Source organism: Limnohabitans sp. T6-5 (genome assembly GCF_003063315.1).
GTDB lineage: Bacteria > Pseudomonadota > Gammaproteobacteria > Burkholderiales > Burkholderiaceae_C > Limnohabitans_A.
In genome coordinates this window covers 78,212-96,337 of record NZ_NERV01000002.1, presented here as the reverse complement: position 1 = coordinate 96,337, position 18,126 = coordinate 78,212, and the positions used below count along the sequence as shown (strand labels likewise).

At 53.7% G+C, this 18,126-nt stretch carries 16 protein-coding genes; 3 read left to right on the top strand and 13 right to left on the bottom strand.

Translation table 11 applies throughout. The features are described 5' to 3' along the window. Positions 1 to 17 precede the first annotated feature (17 nt). On the bottom strand, positions 18 to 1,442 hold the full coding sequence (gene dnaB / locus B9Z51_RS06080; RefSeq protein WP_108372882.1) for a replicative DNA helicase: 1,425 nt from the start codon (positions 1,440 to 1,442) through the stop codon (positions 18 to 20). On the opposite strand from dnaB, the gene B9Z51_RS18520 reads away from it, so the two are divergent. After that, the gene (locus tag B9Z51_RS18520; RefSeq protein WP_199227523.1) at positions 1,419 to 1,628 is read left to right on the top strand and encodes a hypothetical protein; all 210 of its coding nucleotides are present in this window, start codon (positions 1,419 to 1,421) and stop codon (positions 1,626 to 1,628) included. The two genes, dnaB and B9Z51_RS18520, sit on opposite strands and share 24 nt — an antisense overlap. Here the strand turns inward: B9Z51_RS18520 and rplI are convergent, their stop codons facing one another. The 6 genes from rplI to ppsA form a co-directional block, all read right to left on the bottom strand. Continuing rightward, entirely contained in the window at positions 1,629 to 2,081 is a 453-nt protein-coding gene (gene rplI, locus B9Z51_RS06075; protein ID WP_108372880.1) for a 50S ribosomal protein L9, read from the bottom strand. It lies immediately after the preceding gene. An 11-nt stretch (positions 2,082 to 2,092) separates the two neighbouring features. Next, the gene (rpsR, locus tag B9Z51_RS06070; RefSeq protein ID WP_019427495.1) at positions 2,093 to 2,374 is read right to left on the bottom strand and encodes a 30S ribosomal protein S18; all 282 of its coding nucleotides are present in this window, start codon (positions 2,372 to 2,374) and stop codon (positions 2,093 to 2,095) included. Positions 2,375 to 2,388: 14 nt separating this feature from the next. Beyond that, entirely contained in the window at positions 2,389 to 2,661 is a 273-nt protein-coding gene (gene priB / locus B9Z51_RS06065; protein ID WP_233254855.1) for a primosomal replication protein N, read from the bottom strand. Positions 2,662 to 2,693: 32 nt separating this feature from the next. Next, positions 2,694 to 3,059 (bottom strand): 30S ribosomal protein S6, encoded by a 366-nt coding sequence (rpsF, locus tag B9Z51_RS06060; RefSeq protein ID WP_108372876.1) that lies wholly within the window; start codon positions 3,057 to 3,059, stop codon positions 2,694 to 2,696. 93 nt (positions 3,060 to 3,152) lie between these two features. Continuing rightward, positions 3,153 to 5,279, bottom strand: coding sequence for a VC_2705 family sodium/solute symporter (locus B9Z51_RS06055; protein WP_108372875.1), 2,127 nt, complete (start codon positions 5,277 to 5,279; stop codon positions 3,153 to 3,155). Between the two features lie 21 nt (positions 5,280 to 5,300). Further along, positions 5,301 to 7,691 (bottom strand): phosphoenolpyruvate synthase, encoded by a 2,391-nt coding sequence (gene ppsA / locus B9Z51_RS06050; protein ID WP_108372873.1) that lies wholly within the window; start codon positions 7,689 to 7,691, stop codon positions 5,301 to 5,303. Between the two features lie 145 nt (positions 7,692 to 7,836). Between ppsA and B9Z51_RS06045 the strand changes: the two genes are divergently transcribed. Further along, the gene (locus B9Z51_RS06045) at positions 7,837 to 8,658 is read left to right on the top strand and encodes a pyruvate, water dikinase regulatory protein (protein WP_108374786.1); all 822 of its coding nucleotides are present in this window, start codon (positions 7,837 to 7,839) and stop codon (positions 8,656 to 8,658) included. A 26-nt stretch (positions 8,659 to 8,684) separates the two neighbouring features. On the opposite strand, the gene glmM is transcribed toward B9Z51_RS06045, so the two are convergent. The 4 genes from glmM to B9Z51_RS06025 all read right to left on the bottom strand — a co-directional run bounded on the left by glmM (position 8,685) and on the right by B9Z51_RS06025 (position 13,708). Next, the gene (gene glmM, locus B9Z51_RS06040) at positions 8,685 to 10,016 is read right to left on the bottom strand and encodes a phosphoglucosamine mutase (RefSeq protein ID WP_108374784.1); all 1,332 of its coding nucleotides are present in this window, start codon (positions 10,014 to 10,016) and stop codon (positions 8,685 to 8,687) included. Positions 10,017 to 10,088: 72 nt separating this feature from the next. Further along, complete coding sequence (folP, locus tag B9Z51_RS06035; RefSeq protein WP_108372871.1) at positions 10,089 to 10,934, bottom strand: dihydropteroate synthase; 846 nt, start codon at positions 10,932 to 10,934, stop codon at positions 10,089 to 10,091. An 89-nt stretch (positions 10,935 to 11,023) separates the two neighbouring features. Further along, a complete protein-coding gene (gene ftsH / locus B9Z51_RS06030) occupies positions 11,024 to 12,940 on the bottom strand; it encodes an ATP-dependent zinc metalloprotease FtsH (protein ID WP_108372869.1) in 1,917 nt (638 codons plus the stop codon). A 105-nt stretch (positions 12,941 to 13,045) separates the two neighbouring features. Beyond that, positions 13,046 to 13,708 (bottom strand): RlmE family RNA methyltransferase, encoded by a 663-nt coding sequence (locus B9Z51_RS06025; protein ID WP_108372867.1) that lies wholly within the window; start codon positions 13,706 to 13,708, stop codon positions 13,046 to 13,048. Positions 13,709 to 13,739: 31 nt separating this feature from the next. On the opposite strand from B9Z51_RS06025, the gene B9Z51_RS06020 reads away from it, so the two are divergent. Then, positions 13,740 to 14,213 carry a YhbY family RNA-binding protein gene (locus B9Z51_RS06020; RefSeq protein WP_108372865.1) on the top strand — a complete coding sequence of 158 codons (474 nt, stop codon included), beginning with the start codon at positions 13,740 to 13,742 and terminating at the stop codon, positions 14,211 to 14,213. A gap of 68 nt (positions 14,214 to 14,281) precedes the next feature. On the opposite strand, the gene greA is transcribed toward B9Z51_RS06020, so the two are convergent. Next, positions 14,282 to 14,758: a transcription elongation factor GreA gene (greA, locus tag B9Z51_RS06015; RefSeq protein ID WP_108372863.1), complete on the bottom strand. Its 477-nt coding sequence runs from the start codon at positions 14,756 to 14,758 to the stop codon at positions 14,282 to 14,284. Positions 14,759 to 14,847: 89 nt separating this feature from the next. Then, on the bottom strand, positions 14,848 to 18,126 hold the full coding sequence (carB, locus tag B9Z51_RS06010; RefSeq protein ID WP_108372861.1) for a carbamoyl-phosphate synthase large subunit: 3,279 nt from the start codon (positions 18,124 to 18,126) through the stop codon (positions 14,848 to 14,850).

Sequence of the window (18,126 nt, the reverse complement as noted above, 5' to 3'; positions counted from 1 at the left end):
GGCTTTGGCGGCAGCGATCAGTAATCGTCGCTGCCCAGACCGCCTGATGCGAGGCTTTCAAAGCGGGTGAGGTTTTTCAGGAAGGCCAGTCGCACTGTTCCAGTCGGTCCATTACGCTGCTTGCCAATGATGATTTCCGCAACCCCGGGATCTTTGGAGTCCTTGTTGTAATAATCATCGCGGTAAATGAACATGATGATGTCGGCATCTTGCTCAATCGCCCCCGATTCCCGCAAATCGCTCATCATCGGGCGCTTGTCCGTGCGCTGCTCCACGCTTCGGTTCAGCTGCGACAAGGCAATCACCGGGCATTGCAATTCCTTGGCCAGCATTTTCAGACCACGCGAAATTTCACCCAATTCGGTGGCGCGGTTATCGCCGCCCGAAGAGCCGGAACCACTCATCAGCTGCAAGTAGTCGACCACGATCAGACCCAGCTTGCCGCACTGGCGCGCCAGGCGCCGCGCATTGGCGCGCAATTCAGACGGGGTAAGACCAGGCGTTTCGTCAATGTGCAAGGACACGGTTCTGAGTTTTTCGATGGCTTCGGTCAGTCGAGGCCATTCCTCATCGGTCAATTTGCCGGTTCGCAGATGCCCCTGGTCCACGCGGCCAATGGAGCCCACCACACGAACAGCGAGTTGGGAGGCTCCCATTTCCATGGAAAAGACCGCCACAGGCAAGCCCTCGTTCAAGGCCACATGCTCTGCAATGTTGATCGCAAATGCCGTCTTGCCCATGGATGGGCGCGCCGCCAACACCACCATATCGCCCGGCTGCAGGCCTGACGTCATACGGTCGAGGTCATAAAACCCCGTTGGAACACCCGTGATGTCATTGGGGTTGTCCGCCATCTCCTGAACGCGGTCGAGCAGCTCAACCACCAGCGTGTCCATCGACTGAAAGCCCTGCTTCATGCGCGAGCCTTCTTCTCCGATGTTGAAGATTTTTTGCTCGGCTTCGTCCAGGATCCGATCAATCGCCTTGCCTTGCGGGTTGAAGGCGTTGGTAGCGATTTCGTCACTGGCGGTGACCAACTTTCTCAAGATGGAGCGCTCTCGCACGATCTCGGCATAGCGGCGAATATTGCTGGCACTGGGCACATACTGCGCCAGTGAATTCAGATAACCCAGACCGCCCATCTCCTCAGACTTGCCCTGGTTTTGCAGTTGCTCACTGACCGTGATGACGTCCGCAGGTTTGGACGCATTGATCAACGCCCCAATGGCGGTGTAGATCAGCTTGTGCTCATGGCGGTAAAAATCCGAATCGACCAGCAAATCGCCCACCCGATCCCAAGCGCTGTTATCGAGCAACAAGCCCCCCAGGACACTGGACTCGGCTTCAATCGAGTGTGGAGGCACCCGCAATTTGGCCACTTGACTGTCGGTCGACAGATCCGCGGGAAACTCGTTCAAATGGTTCGTAAATACAGCAGACATCTAGGGCAGTATGAAAAACTCTATGGTAGTCCCGCTCACCCTGATCGTCACGGGATAAGCCTGTGGATAAGCAAGGGGAAAACGGTGAGCAATGCGGGAGAACTCCGCGCTACAGACAAAGGGATTACAAAAAACAAAAAAGCCGCCAAGCTCATCGCCAGGCGGCTTTTGAAAGATGATCAATGATCAGGCAGTTTCGCCGTACACAGTCACCGTCACGTCCACCACCACATCGGTGTGCAAAGCCACGGACACCGTGGAATCACTCACGGTCTTGATCGGGCCGTTGGGCATGCGAATCTGGGACTTGACCAGTTTGTAACCTTGCTTGTTCAACTCTTCAGAGATGTCATGGTTGGTCACAGAACCAAACAAGCGGCCATCCACACCAGCTTTCTGAGTCAGCTTGACGACCAAGCCAGAAAGCTTTTCGCCTTGGGCTTGGGCTTCTGCCAACTTGGCAGCAGCTGCTTTTTCCAGTTCAACGCGGCGAGCCTCAAACTCGGCCTTGTTGGCTTCCGTTGCACGGCGGGCACGGCCTTGAGGAATCAAGAAGTTACGTGCGTAACCGTCCTTGACTTTGACGATCTCACCCAAATTACCCAGGTTCACAACCTTTTCGAGCAGAATGATTTGCATGGTTGTTCTCCTTAGACTTTGTGCTGGTCGGTGTAGGGCAACATGGCCAGAAAGCGTGCACGCTTGATGGCTGTGTTGAGCTGACGCTGGAAGATGGCGCGAGTGCCAGTCAAACGTGCAGGAATGATCTTGCCGTTTTCGGCAATGAAGTCACGCAGGGTGTCCACATCTTTGTAGTCGATTTCTTCGACGCCTGTCACAGTGAAGCGGCAGAAACGCTTGCGCTTGAACAGCAGCGACTGGGTGTTGCGCTTGGGGCGCTTGTCTTTGTTGAATTTTTTGAACGTGGCCATGGGGCCTCCTGAAATTAATCTTGCTGAAACTCTTGAATGTGCAACACGACACTTTTGCCTTGTCGAGGGGTGGCTAAAAAGCCCTTGAACGTCCAGACACTGCCTACCGCTTGCTTGACCAGTTTTTCTGCAGAAACCCCGAGGGCCAATGCACGAATTTTCAACTGGACTTTTCGGTTTTGCCCGACCTCTTGAACTTCAGAGGCGTGCTCGAGGATCAGATCCAGAGCAGGCAAACCAGCGGGGGTGTATCGCAAAGCGGCTTGCTCGGCAATACAGGCGGTCAACTCAGTACGGTTCACTCCTCAACAGGTCAGTATCAAGCGGCGAATTCTGCTTGTTGTGACTTGCGGGCTTCTTCGCGCTCAACCGTCTTCATCATGGACGAAGGAGCTGTGTCGGCCTTTTTCTTTTGCACAGTCAGGTGACGCAAAACGGCATCGTTGAACTTGAAGGCATGCTCCAGTTCAGCCATCACGGCCTGGTCGGCCTCAATGTTGACGCACAGGTAGTGGGCTTTGCCCAGCTTGTTGATCTGGTATGCCAGCTGACGACGGCCCCAGTCTTCTACACGGTGGATGTTGCCACCGCCGACAGTGATCATGCCTTTGTAGCGCTCCAGCATGGCTGGAACTTGTTCGGACTGATCGGGATGGATCAGCAAAATGATTTCGTAATGACGCATTGAGACTCCTTGCGGTTAACCCAAAAGGTTGGAAAAGCCGCCCCCAGCGTCTGTCGGGGTGCGGCAAGGCGAAGCCTGCGATTATAGCTTTATTTAAAGGCCTGGGTAGCCATTGGTGCGCGCAATTTCACAGGTGTCTTTATTGTCGAAATCCGACATGGAATCTTCCGGGAGCAGCACGGTCAATACGATCATGACCAAAAAGCCTGCAGGCACACCAAAAACTCCAGCAGACAGAGGTTGAATACCGAACCACATGCCAGCTGTTGAATCCAGCCCCCAGAAGTAACGAAAACCCGAAGTGTTGATGCCCATGTAGAACAAGGTCACGCCCAACCCAGCCAGCATACCCGCAACCACCGCTGATCTGTGGACTCGCTTCCAAATCATGCCCAAAACCATCCCCGGAAAAAATGCGGCTGCAGCCAATGAAAATGAAGCAGACACCAATGCCAAGATTTGAGCCGGTTTGAATGCCGCCACCACCGCAGCCAACATGGCCACAGCCAAAAGCGCAAATTTGGACAAAATGACACGCCCTTCAGGCGATTGAGGCCGGCGATCACGGCCGGGACCGATGTCATGCACCAGTGCATTGCTGATGGTCAACAACAGGCCGTCTGCCGTAGACAATGCGGCGGCCAATCCCCCCGCCGCAACCAAACCCGACACAACAAAGGGCATCCCCCCCAGTTCAGGCGTGGCCAGCATGATCATGTCTGCACCCAGTTTTAACTCGCCCAATTGCAAGATGCGGTCACCATTGACATCAGCAATTTGCAGCAAAGCAGAATCCAGACGAGCCCATTGAGACATCCAGCTGGGCAAGTCTTCAAAGCTGCTGCCTACCAAATTATTGAGCACCTCATACTTCACCAAAACGGCGAGCGCGGGCAGACTGACATACAGCAATCCAATGAAGAACAAGGACCAGGCTACTGAGGTTCGAGCTTCCGCGACCGATGGCAAGGTATAAAACCGTGTCAGCAAATGTGGCAATCCAGCCGTCCCGACCATCAGGCAAAACACCAAGGCAACGAAATTGAGTCTGGATTCATGGAAGACCTTGACCTCTTCAGGAGAGCCATCAGGATTGCCACTGAAAGCTTGCGAATGAGGTGGCATGCCGCCTAAGGGCCTTGAACGGTCCAGATTCTCCTGCAATGCACGGGACCATTGCTCTTTTGCAAGCACCGGATCACGAGGAACAGCCAACAACTCGCGTCGAGCTTGGGCAATGGCCGAAAAATCAGCACCTTGCGCCTTGAGCCATTGGATTTTGTCTTCAAGTTCTTGCCGGAGTTCAACCATGGACCGATCCACATGTTGCAGTCTGGCCTCGAAAACTTGGGCTCTGCGTGCATACTCCTGTCGGACCTCGATTTCTGCTGGATCATTGAGCAATCTCTTTTCGATCGCATCAATGTGGGCCAATTGAGCCCCGTAAGCCAACGGTGCCAAAGGCGTGCCCAATTGCTTGTATGCCAACCAGGAAACAGGAATCAAAAAAGCCAGCAGCAGCATGATGTATTGCGCTACCTGGGTCCAGGTAATTGCCCGCATCCCCCCGAGAAAAGAACACAGGAGAACGCCCCCCAGACCCAACAAAATACCTATCTCAAACTGGACACCGGTCAATCGGGAGGCGATCAATCCAATGCCATAAATTTGTGCCACCACATAGGTGAAAGAGCACAGCACAGACGAAAATGCCGCGATTACACGAGGCCAACGACCTCCAAACCGTTGATCAAAATAATCAGGTAAGGTGTAGAGGTTCATGGCCCTTAGTTGAGGGGCAATCAGCAGCCCGACGAGGCAAAACCCCCCAGTCCAGCCCAACACATAAGCCAAACCACCAGGCTGTTGGCCGCTGCCTGAAAAACCTTGCAAATAAAGTGCGCCCGCCAAACTGATGAATGAAGCCGCACTCATCCAATCTGCTGCTGTCGCCATACCGTTGTACATCGCCGGAATTCGACGTCCGGCCACGTAATACTCATCCTCATCGGAGGTTCGGCCTGAAATGCCAATCAAGGCATAAATCATCACCGTGCTGAACAAAAAAATGGGGCCTATCAAATTACGTGACAATCCCCATTGCTCAGCCCAAGCCATCGCCCCCATCAATGAAAAGAGGATGACGATGTAAATCAGCACGTTGCGATGAAGCCTCCAGCGGTATGACGAAGTCATACTGGACTCAATAGATTGGGCCATCGCAGCGCTCTGTATTGAAACTCAGCGACCCAAATTGGTCCAGGTTTCGATCACCGTGTCAGGGTTAAGTGAGATGGAGCTGATGCCTTGATCCATCAGCCAATGTGCGAAGTCCGGGTGGTCGCTGGGCCCTTGGCCACAAATGCCGATGTATTTGGCCTGCGCCAGGCATGCCTTGATCGCCTGGGCAATTAATGCCGTCACAGCTGGATCCCGCTCATCAAAATCAGCAGCCAACAAATCCAAGCCGGAATCACGGTCCAGACCCAAGGTCAATTGGGTCAGATCGTTCGAGCCGATCGAAAAGCCATCAAAGAATTCAAGGAACTGTTCAGCCAAAATCGCATTGCTGGGCACCTCGCACATCATGATGAGTTTGAGATCGTTTTCGCCACGGCGTAAACCCTGGCTGGCCAGCAGCTTTGTGACCTTCTCAGCCTGTCCCAAGGTGCGGACAAACGGCACCATGACCTGGACGTTGGTCAGCCCCATTTCGCCACGAACACGCTTGAGGGCTTCGCACTCCATGGCAAAAGCTTCGCCAAAGTCTGCGCTGATGTAGCGTGCAGCGCCCCGGAAACCGAGCATCGGGTTTTCTTCTTCGGGCTCGTAACGGCTGCCACCAATGAGCTTGCGGTATTCGTTGCTCTTGAAGTCAGACAAGCGCACGATGACCGGCTTGGGCCAGAAAGCGGCTGCGATGCTGGCCACGCCTTCTGCCACCTTGTCGACATAAAAAGCGCGAGGCGATGCGTGGCCACGGGCCACCGATTCCACGGCTTTTTTCAAATCGGCATCGATCGCTGGGTAGTCCAGAATTGCCTTGGGGTGCACACCAATGTTGTTATTGATGATGAATTCCAGACGCGCTAGGCCCACACCCGCGTTGGGCAGCTGCGCAAAATCGAAGGCCAACTGGGGGTTGCCCACGTTCATCATGATTTTGGTCTTGATCTCAGGCAGCACGCCACGCTGGATTTCGCTGATTTCAGTTTCCAGCAAGCCATCGTAAATGTGCCCGGTATCGCCCTCGGCACAGCTCACGGTCACGAGCGTGCCTTCTTTCAACTGTTCTGTGGCATTGCCACACCCTACCACCGCCGGGATGCCCAGCTCGCGGGCAATGATGGCAGCATGGCAGGTGCGACCGCCACGGTTGGTGACGATGGCACTGGCGCGTTTCATCACCGGCTCCCAGTTTGGATCGGTCATGTCGGTGACCAGCACATCGCCGGGCTGGACCTTGTCCATCTCGCTGATGTTGTGCACCAAACGCACAGGGCCTGTTCCGATCTTCTGGCCAATCGCCCTGCCCTCAGCCAGGATGGTACTTTTGCCTTTGAGTTTGTAACGCAATTCTGGCGTGCCCTTGGCCTGACTCTTCACGGTTTCAGGTCGCGCCTGCAAAATGTAAAGCTGCCCATCGGTGCCGTCCTTACCCCACTCAATGTCCATCGGGCGACCGTAATGCTGCTCAATGATCACTGCATAGCGCGCCAGTTGCTCCACTTCAGCGTCCGTGAGGCTATAACGATTGCGCAGTTCAGTCGGCACATCAGTGGTTTTGACCAGCTTGCCTGAAGCCGCTTTTTCCTCGGGGCTGGCAAACACCATTTCGATCAGTTTGGAGCCTAAATTGCGACGGATGACACAACGATTGCCCGCGGCCAGCATAGGCTTGTGCACATAGAACTCGTCGGGGTTCACGGCGCCTTGCACCACCGTTTCGCCCAAACCGTAGCTGGACGTGATGAACACCACATCTTCAAAACCTGATTCGGTGTCAATGGTGAACATGACGCCCGCAGCGCCCATATCAGAGCGCACCATCCGCTGCACGCCTGCTGACAAAGCCACATCGGCATGGGCAAAGCCTTTGTGAACACGGTAGCTGATGGCGCGGTCGTTGTACAAGGAGGCAAACACTTCTTTCATCTTGTGCAGCACATCCTGGATGCCCACCACATTCAAAAAGGTTTCTTGCTGCCCAGCAAACGAAGCATCTGGCAAGTCTTCGGCAGTGGCCGAAGAACGCACCGCAAAAGAAGCATCCGGGTTGCTGCCTTGCAACTTCAAAAACTCTTCACGAATGGCATTTTCCAGATCGGCCGGGAAAGGTTGCGCCTCCACCATAGCGCGGATATCAGCACCCACAACAGCCAACGCACGAACATCCTCGGTGTCAAGCGCATCCAAACGGGCATTGATCCGTTCAGTCAAGCCGTCAAAATTCAAAAACTGCCGGAAAGCATGGGCAGTGGTGGCAAAACCCGTTGGCACCCGCACACCCGAAGGCAATTGAGAAATCATCTCACCCAGACTGGCATTTTTGCCTCCGACCGATTCGACATCGGTCATGCGCAAATGCTCAAACGGCACGACCAAAGCGGTCTCACTGAAAAGATCAGACATACAAAGCTCCAAAGTTAAAACCGGGCTCCATGGCGCAGACAAGGGTTTTGTTGTTCTTCGAATACAACCGCAAGCCAACAGGCCATGGATAATCAAATCATTTTAGGGGGCTTGGTGCCCTCGGCATTTGAAATTTTTTGAATCCATGTCCAAACGCACCGTTTTTTTCGTTTCCGATGGCACAGGCATCACCGCTGAAACTTTTGGCAACGCTATCCTCGCCCAATTCGAGATGAAAACCCGACATGTGCGCCTACCCTTCACCGATACCATCGACAAGGCGCATCAAGCGGTACGGCAAATTAACCACACAGCAGATACTGAAGGTACTAAACCCATCGTTTTCACCACCTTGGTGAACATGGATGTGCTCAAAGTACTTCAGGAGCATTGCCAAGGGATGCTGCTCGACATGTTTGGCACCTTTGTGAATCCTCTGGAAAATGAATTGGGCATCAAATCTCATCACCGCGTGGGACGCTTTTCGGATGTCAGCAAAAGCAAGGAATACCATGATCGAATCGAGGCCATCAACTTTTCCTTGGCACACGATGATGGCCAATCCAACCGCGATCTGGAATCGGCCGATGTCATTTTGGTCGGTGTGAGCAGAAGCGGAAAAACCCCCACCAGTCTGTATCTGGCCATGCAGCACGGACTGAAAGCCGCCAATTACCCCTTGATTCCTGAAGATTTCGAGCGCCGGCAACTCCCGCCCGCCCTGGTCCAACACCGCAAAAAAATCTTTGGCCTGAGCATCCAACCCGATCGACTCGCTGAAATCCGCTCCGAGCGCAGACCCAACTCTCGCTACGCCAGCCTCGAAAACTGCCGAATGGAAGTGTCAGAGGCAGAAGCCATGATGCGGCGTTCAAGCATCCGCTGGCTCTCAACCACCACCAAATCCATTGAAGAAATTGCTACCACCATCTTGCAAGAAATCCGACCCGAACGATTGATCTATTGAACAGGCATCTCCCCGATTTCGCTGATTTATAGGGCCAAAGTTGCCGCAATTCTCTCTGCCAGCTCACGCGCTTGAACGGGATCTCGGGCTTCGACCATCACCCGCACAAGAGGCTCAGTACCGCTTGCTCGAATCAGGACGCGTCCAGTGTCACCCAACGCAGACTCTGCTGCCTTGGTCGCATCCCACAAAGGCTGATGTCCTTGCCAATCAAAACCAGGCTGCAAACGCACATTGATGAGGGTTTGCGGAAAAAGCTCCACCCCCATCAGCAATTGCGCCATGGTCTTGGAACTGCTGACACAAGCTTGTAAGACCTGCAACGCACTGACCAAACCATCACCTGTCGTTTGCTTGTCGAGAGCCAACAGGTGTCCCGAACCTTCCCCCCCCAGCAGCCACCGTTTGTCATGCAAAATTTCGAGCACATAACGGTCACCAACTTTGGCTCTGATGAACTGTACGCCCCGTTTTTTGAGCGCAAGTTCTACTGCCATATTGGTCATCAAAGTCCCCACAGCACCAGGGACGACTTCATCACGCGCCAAGCGGTCACTCACCATCAGGTAAAGCAATTCATCGCCATTAAATAGGCGTCCCGAAGAATCCACGATCTGCAAGCGATCTGCATCCCCGTCCAACGCAACTCCATAATCGGCGCCATGATGTATCACCATCTGCACCAGTGCTTCGGGATGCGTAGCGCCAACACCCTTATTGATGTTCAAACCATCAGGGGAACATCCCATGGAGATGACCTCTGCCCCCAATTCATGAAAGACTTTGGGGGCGATTTGATAGGCTGCACCGTGCGCGGCATCTACAGCAATCTTAAGACCCTTAAGTGTCAGATCGTTGGAAAAAGTGCTTTTGCAAAATTCGATATAACGACCAGCTGCATCATCAAGACGACGTGTTTTACCCAATGTGGCAGAGTCCACCCAAACAGGTTCTTCAAGCACGGCGACCTCAACCGCTTCCTCCCACGCATCCGATAATTTAGTGCCTTGCGCACTGAAGAATTTGATACCGTTATCAGCGAAAGGATTGTGGCTGGCACTGATCACGACACCCAAAGAAGCGCGCTGAGCGCGCGTCAGGTAGGCCACAGCGGGTGTCGGAACCGGCCCCAGCAAAACGACATCGACGCCAGCCGAGTTGAAACCGGACTCCAGGGCGCTCTCCAACATGTAACCAGAAATGCGTGTATCTTTACCGATCAAAACTGTCGGATGGGCCTCTTTGGACTTGAGAACCCGACCAACAGCATGAGCCAATCGCAAAATAAAATCAGGGGTAATGGGACTTTGCCCAACAGTGCCACGGATACCGTCAGTACCAAAAAATTGACGTGCCATGATAAACATTCCTGTATTTTGTAAACATCTTTAATTTTAATCCTGCATCAGTGGTCATTCCTGGCGGGCTGGTCAGGCATTGCGTTTCATGGCATTCCAAACTGCGAGCGCTTGCAGTGTTGGCAAAACATCATGCACACGAACAATGGATGCGCCGCGGTCAACCGCCAACAAAGCAGCCGCCACACTGGCCGCTTGACGATGCATTGAATCCGGTGTTTGGCCATCTTTCGCCAACACAGACCCCAAAGACGACTTTCGGGACCACCCAGCCAAAACAGGACATCCCAAGTACAACAATTGGGATTGCAAAGCCAGTAATCTGAAGTTTTGATCAACGGTTTTACCAAAACCTATACCCGGATCGAGAGCAACTCGTGCTGAATTTACACCAAGCCTTTGAAGCACATTTAATCGTTGCTGCAAAAATCGCGTAACTTCTTCGGTGACATCACCCTCCATCGTTTGCAGCTGCATGGTTTGTGGATCGCGATGCATGTGCATCAAACAAATGCCACAAGATGGGTGTGAGGTCACGATCTCTTCTGCCCCCACTTGCCTCAACGCCCAGATGTCGTTGATGATGTCCACACCCAAATCGAGCGCCACGCGCATCACCTCGGGCTTGTAAGTGTCTACCGAAAGAGGGACTTGCCAGCGGACTGCTTCTTGCAAAAAAGGCACAAGCCGTTTGAGCTCCAAGTCCAAGGGAACAACATCAGCACCTGGCCGAGTGGACTCCGCACCGATATCAAGAATATCCGCGCCTTGCTGAAGTAAAAGTTCTGCATGCTGGAGCGCCTGGCTCGTTTTTGCATGCACGCCACCGTCTGAAAAAGAATCGGGCGTGACATTCACAATGCCCATGACCAATGGGCGAGAAAGGTCCAAATCAAAACGAGTGGTTTGCCAGCGCATCCCGCATTCCAATTTCAAATCACCGAGGAATAACAAAAAGAAAACGGGGCCTGAATGGCCCCGTTTTTAAGCATCGCAAACAATGCAACTCAAACCGCTGTGGTGACAGGTTCAGGCTGAACCACTGCCGAGCCACCGCCTGTTCCCCCACCGGAGGGCGGATTCCGAGGCGTCCAATCCTTGGGTGGCAAGGGATCTCGACCGGCCATGATGTCATCCAGCTGATCCTTGTCGATGGTTTCCCACTCGAGCAAGGCTTTGGCCATGGCGTGCATCTGTGAGCTGTGTTCTTCAATCAAACGGCGAGCCAGATTGTATTGTTCGTCAATGATGCGTCGAACCTCCGCATCCACTTTTTGCATGGTTGACTCGCTCATATTGGTGGTCTTTGTCACCGAGCGCCCCAAAAACACTTCGCCTTCATTTTCAGCATAAACCATGGGCCCCAGCGCATCGGTCATCCCATAACGCATCACCATGTCCCGCGCGATTGAAGTTGCACGTTCAAAATCGTTGCTGGCCCCAGTAGTCATTTGGTGCATGAAAACCTCTTCAGCAATACGACCACCAAACAACATGCTGATCTGGTTCAGCATGAATTCTTTATCGTAGCTGTACCGGTCTTGCTCAGGAAGGCTCATCGTCACACCCAAGGCTCGACCACGAGGAATGATGGTGACCTTGTGAACTGGGTCACACTTGGGCAATAGTTTGCCGATCAATGCGTGGCCGGCCTCGTGGTAGGCCGTATTACGGCGCTCATGCTCGGGCATGACCATGCTTTTGCGTTCAGGGCCCATCAAGATTTTGTCTTTGGCCTTTTCAAAGTCCACCATCTCGACCACACGGGCGTTGCGACGCGCAGCCATCAAAGCGGCTTCATTGCACAGGTTTGCCAAATCAGCACCGCTCATGCCGGGCGTGCCACGCGCGATGACGCCTGCATTGACGTCCTGGCCAATCGGCACCTTGCGCATGTGCACATTCAGGATCTGCTCGCGACCACGGATATCGGGCAAGGTCACATAAACCTGCCGATCAAAACGTCCCGGGCGCAGCAACGCAGCATCCAAAATGTCGGGTCGGTTGGTAGCAGCCACCACGATCACACCCAAGTTGGTCTCAAAACCATCCATCTCCACCAGCATCTGGTTGAGGGTTTGCTCGCGTTCGTCGTTGCCACCGCCCAGACCCGCGCCACGCTGACGACCAACTGCATCGATCTCATCAATGAAGATGATGCAAGGCGCGTTCTTTTTGGCATTTTCGAACATGTCACGGACACGGGCAGCCCCTACACCGACAAACATTTCGACGAAGTCTGAACCAGAGATACTGAAAAAAGGCACCTTGGCTTCACCGGCAATGCCTTTGGCCAGCAGTGTTTTACCGGTACCAGGAGGGCCTACCAGCAACAAGCCACGAGGGATGCGACCACCGAGCTTCTGAAACTTCTGGGGGTCTTTCAGGAAATCCACGACTTCCTTGACTTCTTCCTTGGCTTCGTCACACCCAGCCACATCCGCAAACGTCACCTGATTGTTGTTCTCGTCGAGCATTCGCGCTTTGGATTTGCCAAAACTGAATGCGCCGCCCTTCCCGCCACCTTGCATCTGGCGCATGAAATACACCCAGACACCAATCAACAACAGCATGGGCCCCCAGCTGACCAGCAAAGTCATCAGCAAAGAGCCTTCTTCACGTGGTTTGACGTCAAACTTAACGCCACCATTGATCAGGTCACCGACCAGGCCGCGATCCAGGTAAGTAGCCGTTGTTTTGATGCGGCGATCATCGGTCGTCACGGCAAGAATCTCTGTACCACCGGGACTTTCCTGAATAGTGGCACTTTTGATACGGTTACCGCGCACCTCTTCTAGGAAGTCTGAATAGCCGACAGCGTTCGAACCTGCGACGCCACGGTTGTCAAACTGCTTAAACACGGTGAAAAGCACCATGGCAATCACCATCCAAACGGCAATCTTGGAAAACCAAGGGTTATTCAAGCGATGCTCCAATCGAAAAAAAGACTGTTCTTATTCTAGGCCCCACCAGAGCCCGGAAGACTGACAAACCCAGTTTTGGCCCTGTAAAACTGAGGAATTACCAATTCAAGCGAGGTTTTTCAAACCCATACCGACCAAAAAAGTCTCAGAAGACTTGTCCCGTGAGGATTTAGGCTTGATTGGCTTGACCACTTTGAAGGTTTCCTTGAAAAGCTTGACCAATTGACCGTATCCACTGCCATGAAACAGTTTGACCACCAATGCACCTTGGGGCTTCATGTGCTGCTGAGTGAAATCGACCGCCAACTCGATCAGCAAGCTGATACGGGCGGCATCTGACGATTCGATTCCGGACAGGTTCGGTGCCATGTCCGAAACCACCACATCGGCCTTGCGCCCTGCCATAGCGGCTTCCAGCAAGGTCAAGACTTCTGGCTCGCGAAAATCCCCTTGAATGAATTGAACCCCTTCAACAGGCTCCATGGGCAAAATATCCAAGGCAATGATGGTGCCATTGAGTGCCCCGACAGCCGCCCCCTCAGGAGACAGGCGCCGCCTCAGATACTGACTCCATGCGCCAGGCGACGAACCCAAATCAACCACCAAATCACCCGGTCGAATCAAATTTAAAGTCTCATCAATTTCTTTGAGTTTGAAGGCTGCACGCGCCCTGTAACCTTCTTTTTGCGCCATCTTCACGTACGGATCATTGACATGGTCGTTCAACCATGCCTTGTTGACCTTTTTACTTTTGGTTTTAACTTTCATTCTTATGCGTCCTTGCGGGGATAATACAGCTATGCCCCAAATACAACTCACTCCTGCCGAGCGCAAAGTTTTTCGCGCCGATGCGCACCATCTGGATCCAGTCGTCATGATTGGAGGCGATGGCCTGACCCCTGCCGTGGTCAAAGAAACAGAAGCCGCACTCAACGCCCACGGCCTGATCAAAATTCGCGTTCTGGGCGATGATCGAGCGGCACGAGAAACCATGTTCAGCCAACTGACCGATCAACTCAATGCAGCCCCGATTCAACACATCGGCAAATTGCTGGTGCTCTGGCGACCACAGCCTGAGAAGCTCAAAGAAGTCGACGAAGACCGCAAAGCTGGACCTCGTGACTTCAAAATTTTAAAGTACAGCAAACGTGGTGGACAGCGTCCAGAAGTCAAAACCGTTCGCGTTTTGGGCAATCAGCGCCTGGCTGCGGGTGGACAAATCAAACGCGCCAAGCCCAAACAAAAGTCCATCAAAAAAGGTCGCCTGGACTGATCACACGAATTGCCTCAATCTGAGGCTGCGTCCACCAAGAAGGCCGTTCCCAAGCGGCCTTTCGATTTTCAGATGTATGAAACACCCACAATTTCATACCGACGAATGCCGCCAGGCGCCTGCACCTCGGCGACATCACCCTCTTCCTTGCCAATCAAGGCGCGTGCAATAGGGCTGCTGATGTTGATCAGGCCCAATTTGAGATCGGCCTCATCTTCGCCCACAATTTGATACGTCACTGCATCACCCGTCGACTCATCTTCCAGTTCGACTGTGGTGCCAAACACCACACGCCCACCGGCGTCAACAGACGCGGGATCTATGATCTGCGCAGCAGACAACTTACCTTCGATTTCCTGAATGCGACCTTCAATGAAACCTTGACGGTCTTTGGCCGCTTCATATTCGGCGTTTTCACTCAAATCACCTTGTGCGCGAGCTTCTGCAATGGCTTGAATCACACTGGGGCGATCCACAGTTTTCAGCCGGTGCAGCTCATCTTTGAGTTTTTCGGCGCCGCGTTTTGTAATCGGTATGGTTGACATGTTCTGTTCTCCAAAAACAAACCGCCGAGAGTGGCCTCTCGGCGGTGGATCATCACATTATGCCCTGCAAGCCATGGCAGGCGGGCACATTAAGCCGTCAACTGGGCGTGCATTTCCTGCACAGAAATGACATCCAACTTGTCCATGTACTTCATGCCTTCCACAGCCGCTTCTGCGCCTGCGATGGTGGTGAATGTGGTCACACGGTTGAGCAATGCCGAGGTACGAATGTGACGTGAATCAGCAATCGCATTGCGACGCTCTTCCACGGTGTTGATGACCAACACCACTTCGTTGTTCTTGATGCTGTCCACGATGTGTGGGCGGCCTTCGGTCACTTTGTTTACCACATCACAAGGCACGCCTGCCTCAACAATGGATGCCGCTGTGCCCTTGGTGGCAATCAATTCAAAACCCAAAGCAGACAACTGACGCGCCACTTCAATGACGCGTGGCTTGTCGTTGTTCTTCACGGAGATGAACACCTTGCCGGTAGAACGACCATCAGCGTCACGTGGACGAGGCAACTTGGTCCCTGCACCCAATTGACTCTTCACAAAGGCTTCACCAAATGTTTTGCCAACGCCCATGACTTCGCCCGTGGACTTCATCTCTGGGCCGAGGATGGTATCCACACCTGGGAACTTCACGAATGGGAACACCGCTTCTTTCACGCTGAAATAAGGGGGCGTAACTTCTTTGGTGATGCCTTGCGACACGAGGGTCTGCCCCGCCATACAACGTGCTGCAACCTTGGCCAATTGAATGCCTGTGGCTTTGGACACGTACGGCACGGTGCGCGAGGCGCGTGGGTTAACTTCCAGCACATAGATGACATCTTTGCCATCCACGTGTTGAATCGCGAACTGCACGTTCATCAAGCCGACCACATTCAAAGCACCAGCCATCGCGGCAGATTGACGTTTGAGCTCGGTCACCGTAGCTTCTGACAAGGAGTACGGAGGCAACGAACAAGCCGAGTCGCCGCTGTGCACGCCCGCTTGTTCGATGTGTTCCATCACGCCACCAATGAAGGTCTTGCCTTCGGGATCGCGCAAGCAGTCCACATCGCACTCAATCGCATCATTCAAGAAACGATCGAGCAACACAGGTGAGTCGTGCGACACCTTGACCGCTTCGCGCATGTAGCGCTCGAGGTCACGTTGCTCGTGCACGATTTCCATGGCGCGGCCACCCAGCACATAGCTGGGGCGAACGACCAAGGGGTAACCCAAGGCAGCCGCTTTTTCCAGAGCTTCTGGCTCTGTACGTGCTGTGGCGTTTGGCGGTTGGCGCAGACCGAGGTCGTGCAACAACTTTTGGAAACGCTCGCGGTCTTCAGCTGCGTCGATCATGTCAGGGCTGGTACCGATGATGGGCACGCCTGCCGCTTCCAAATCGAGCGCCAACTTCAAAGGCGTTTGACCGCCGTATTGGACGATGACGCCAGTTGGCTTTTCTTTGTCGACGATTTCGAGCACGTCTTCGAGCGTTAATGGCTCAAAGTACAAACGGTCGGAAGTGTCGTAGTCAGTCGACACGGTCTCTGGGTTGCAGTTGACCATGATGGTTTCGTAGCCATCTTCGCGCATGGCGAGCGCAGCGTGAACGCAGCAGTAGTCAAACTCAATACCTTGGCCAATGCGGTTAGGACCGCCGCCAAGAACCATAATTTTTTTGTTGTTGGTGGGCTCAGCTTCGCACTCAGCGTCGCCCACGCCGAAGGCGTTTCCATTACCTTCGTAGCACGAGTACATGTAAGCAGTGTCGGTCGAGAACTCGGCCGCACAGGTGTCCACGCGCTTGTAGACAGGACGGATGTTGAGTTCATGGCGACGTGCGCGCACCACATGCTCAGTGGTTTTGAGCAACTTGGCCAAACGGCGGTCTGAGAAGCCCTTCTTCTTCAAGGCGCGCAACTCTTCGGCGGTGATAGCTTCAAGCGTCGTGGTTTCGACTTCGAGTTCAATCTTCACGATCTCTTCGATTTGCACCAAGAACCAAGGGTCGATCTTGGTCAAGGCAAACACCTCATCCACGCTCAGCCCCATGGCGAAAGCATCACCCACGTACCAAATGCGTTCAGGACCGGGCTCGCCCAGTTCTTTCTCGAGCACTTCGCGGTCTTGGGTTTTTTCGTTCATGCCGTCCACGCCCACTTCCAAACCACGCAGGGCTTTTTGGAAGGACTCTTGGAAGGTACGACCCATGGCCATCACCTCGCCCACCGATTTCATTTGGGTGGTCAAACGGCTGTCAGCGGTTGGGAATTTTTCGAAAGCAAAACGTGGAATTTTAGTGACCACGTAGTCGATCGAGGGCTCGAACGAGGCAGGCGTTGCACCACCTGTGATTTCGTTGCGCAGCTCGTCGAGCGTGTAGCCCACAGCCAACTTGGCTGCAACTTTCGCAATCGGGAAACCCGTGGCTTTAGAAGCCAATGCAGATGAGCGCGACACGCGTGGGTTCATCTCAATGACGACCATGCGGCCGTCTTTGGGGTTGATGGAGAACTGCACGTTCGAGCCGCCCGTGTCCACACCGATTTCGCGCAACACGGCCAAAGAGGCGTTACGCAAAATTTGGTATTCCTTGTCGGTCAAGGTCTGTGCAGGCGCCACAGTGATGGAGTCACCGGTGTGCACGCCCATGGGGTCTAAGTTTTCGATCGAGCAAATGATGATGCAGTTGTCCGCCTTGTCGCGCACCACTTCCATCTCGTACTCTTTCCAACCGAGCAATGATTCTTCAATCAACAACTCGTTGGTGGGCGAAGCCTCAAGGCCGCGCTTGCAAATGATTTCGAATTCTTCAGGGTTGTAGGCAATGCCGCCGCCTGTGCCACCCAAGGTAAAGCTGGGGCGAATGACGGTGGGGAAACCCAAACTCTTTTGCACATCCCACGCTTCTTCCATGCTGTGGGCAATGCCTGAACGCGCTGACCCCAGACCAATTTTGGTCATGGCGTCTTTGAACTTCAACCGGTCTTCGGCTTTGTCAATGGCCTCAGGCGTCGCGCCAATCAGCTCAACCTTGTACTTGGCCAACACGCCGTGATGCCACAAATCCAACGCGCAGTTGAGCGCTGTTTGGCCGCCCATGGTGGGCAGGATCGCATCTGGACGCTCTTTGGCAATGATCTTCTCAACCGTTTGCCATGTGATGGGTTCGATGTAGGTGACGTCTGCCGTGGCAGGGTCGGTCATGATCGTGGCGGGGTTGCTGTTGATCAAGATGACTTTGTAGCCCTCTTCACGCAAAGCTTTACAAGCTTGCACGCCAGAGTAATCGAACTCGCAGGCCTGACCAATGATGATCGGGCCTGCGCCAATGATGAGGATGCTTTTTAGGTCGGTGCGCTTTGGCAT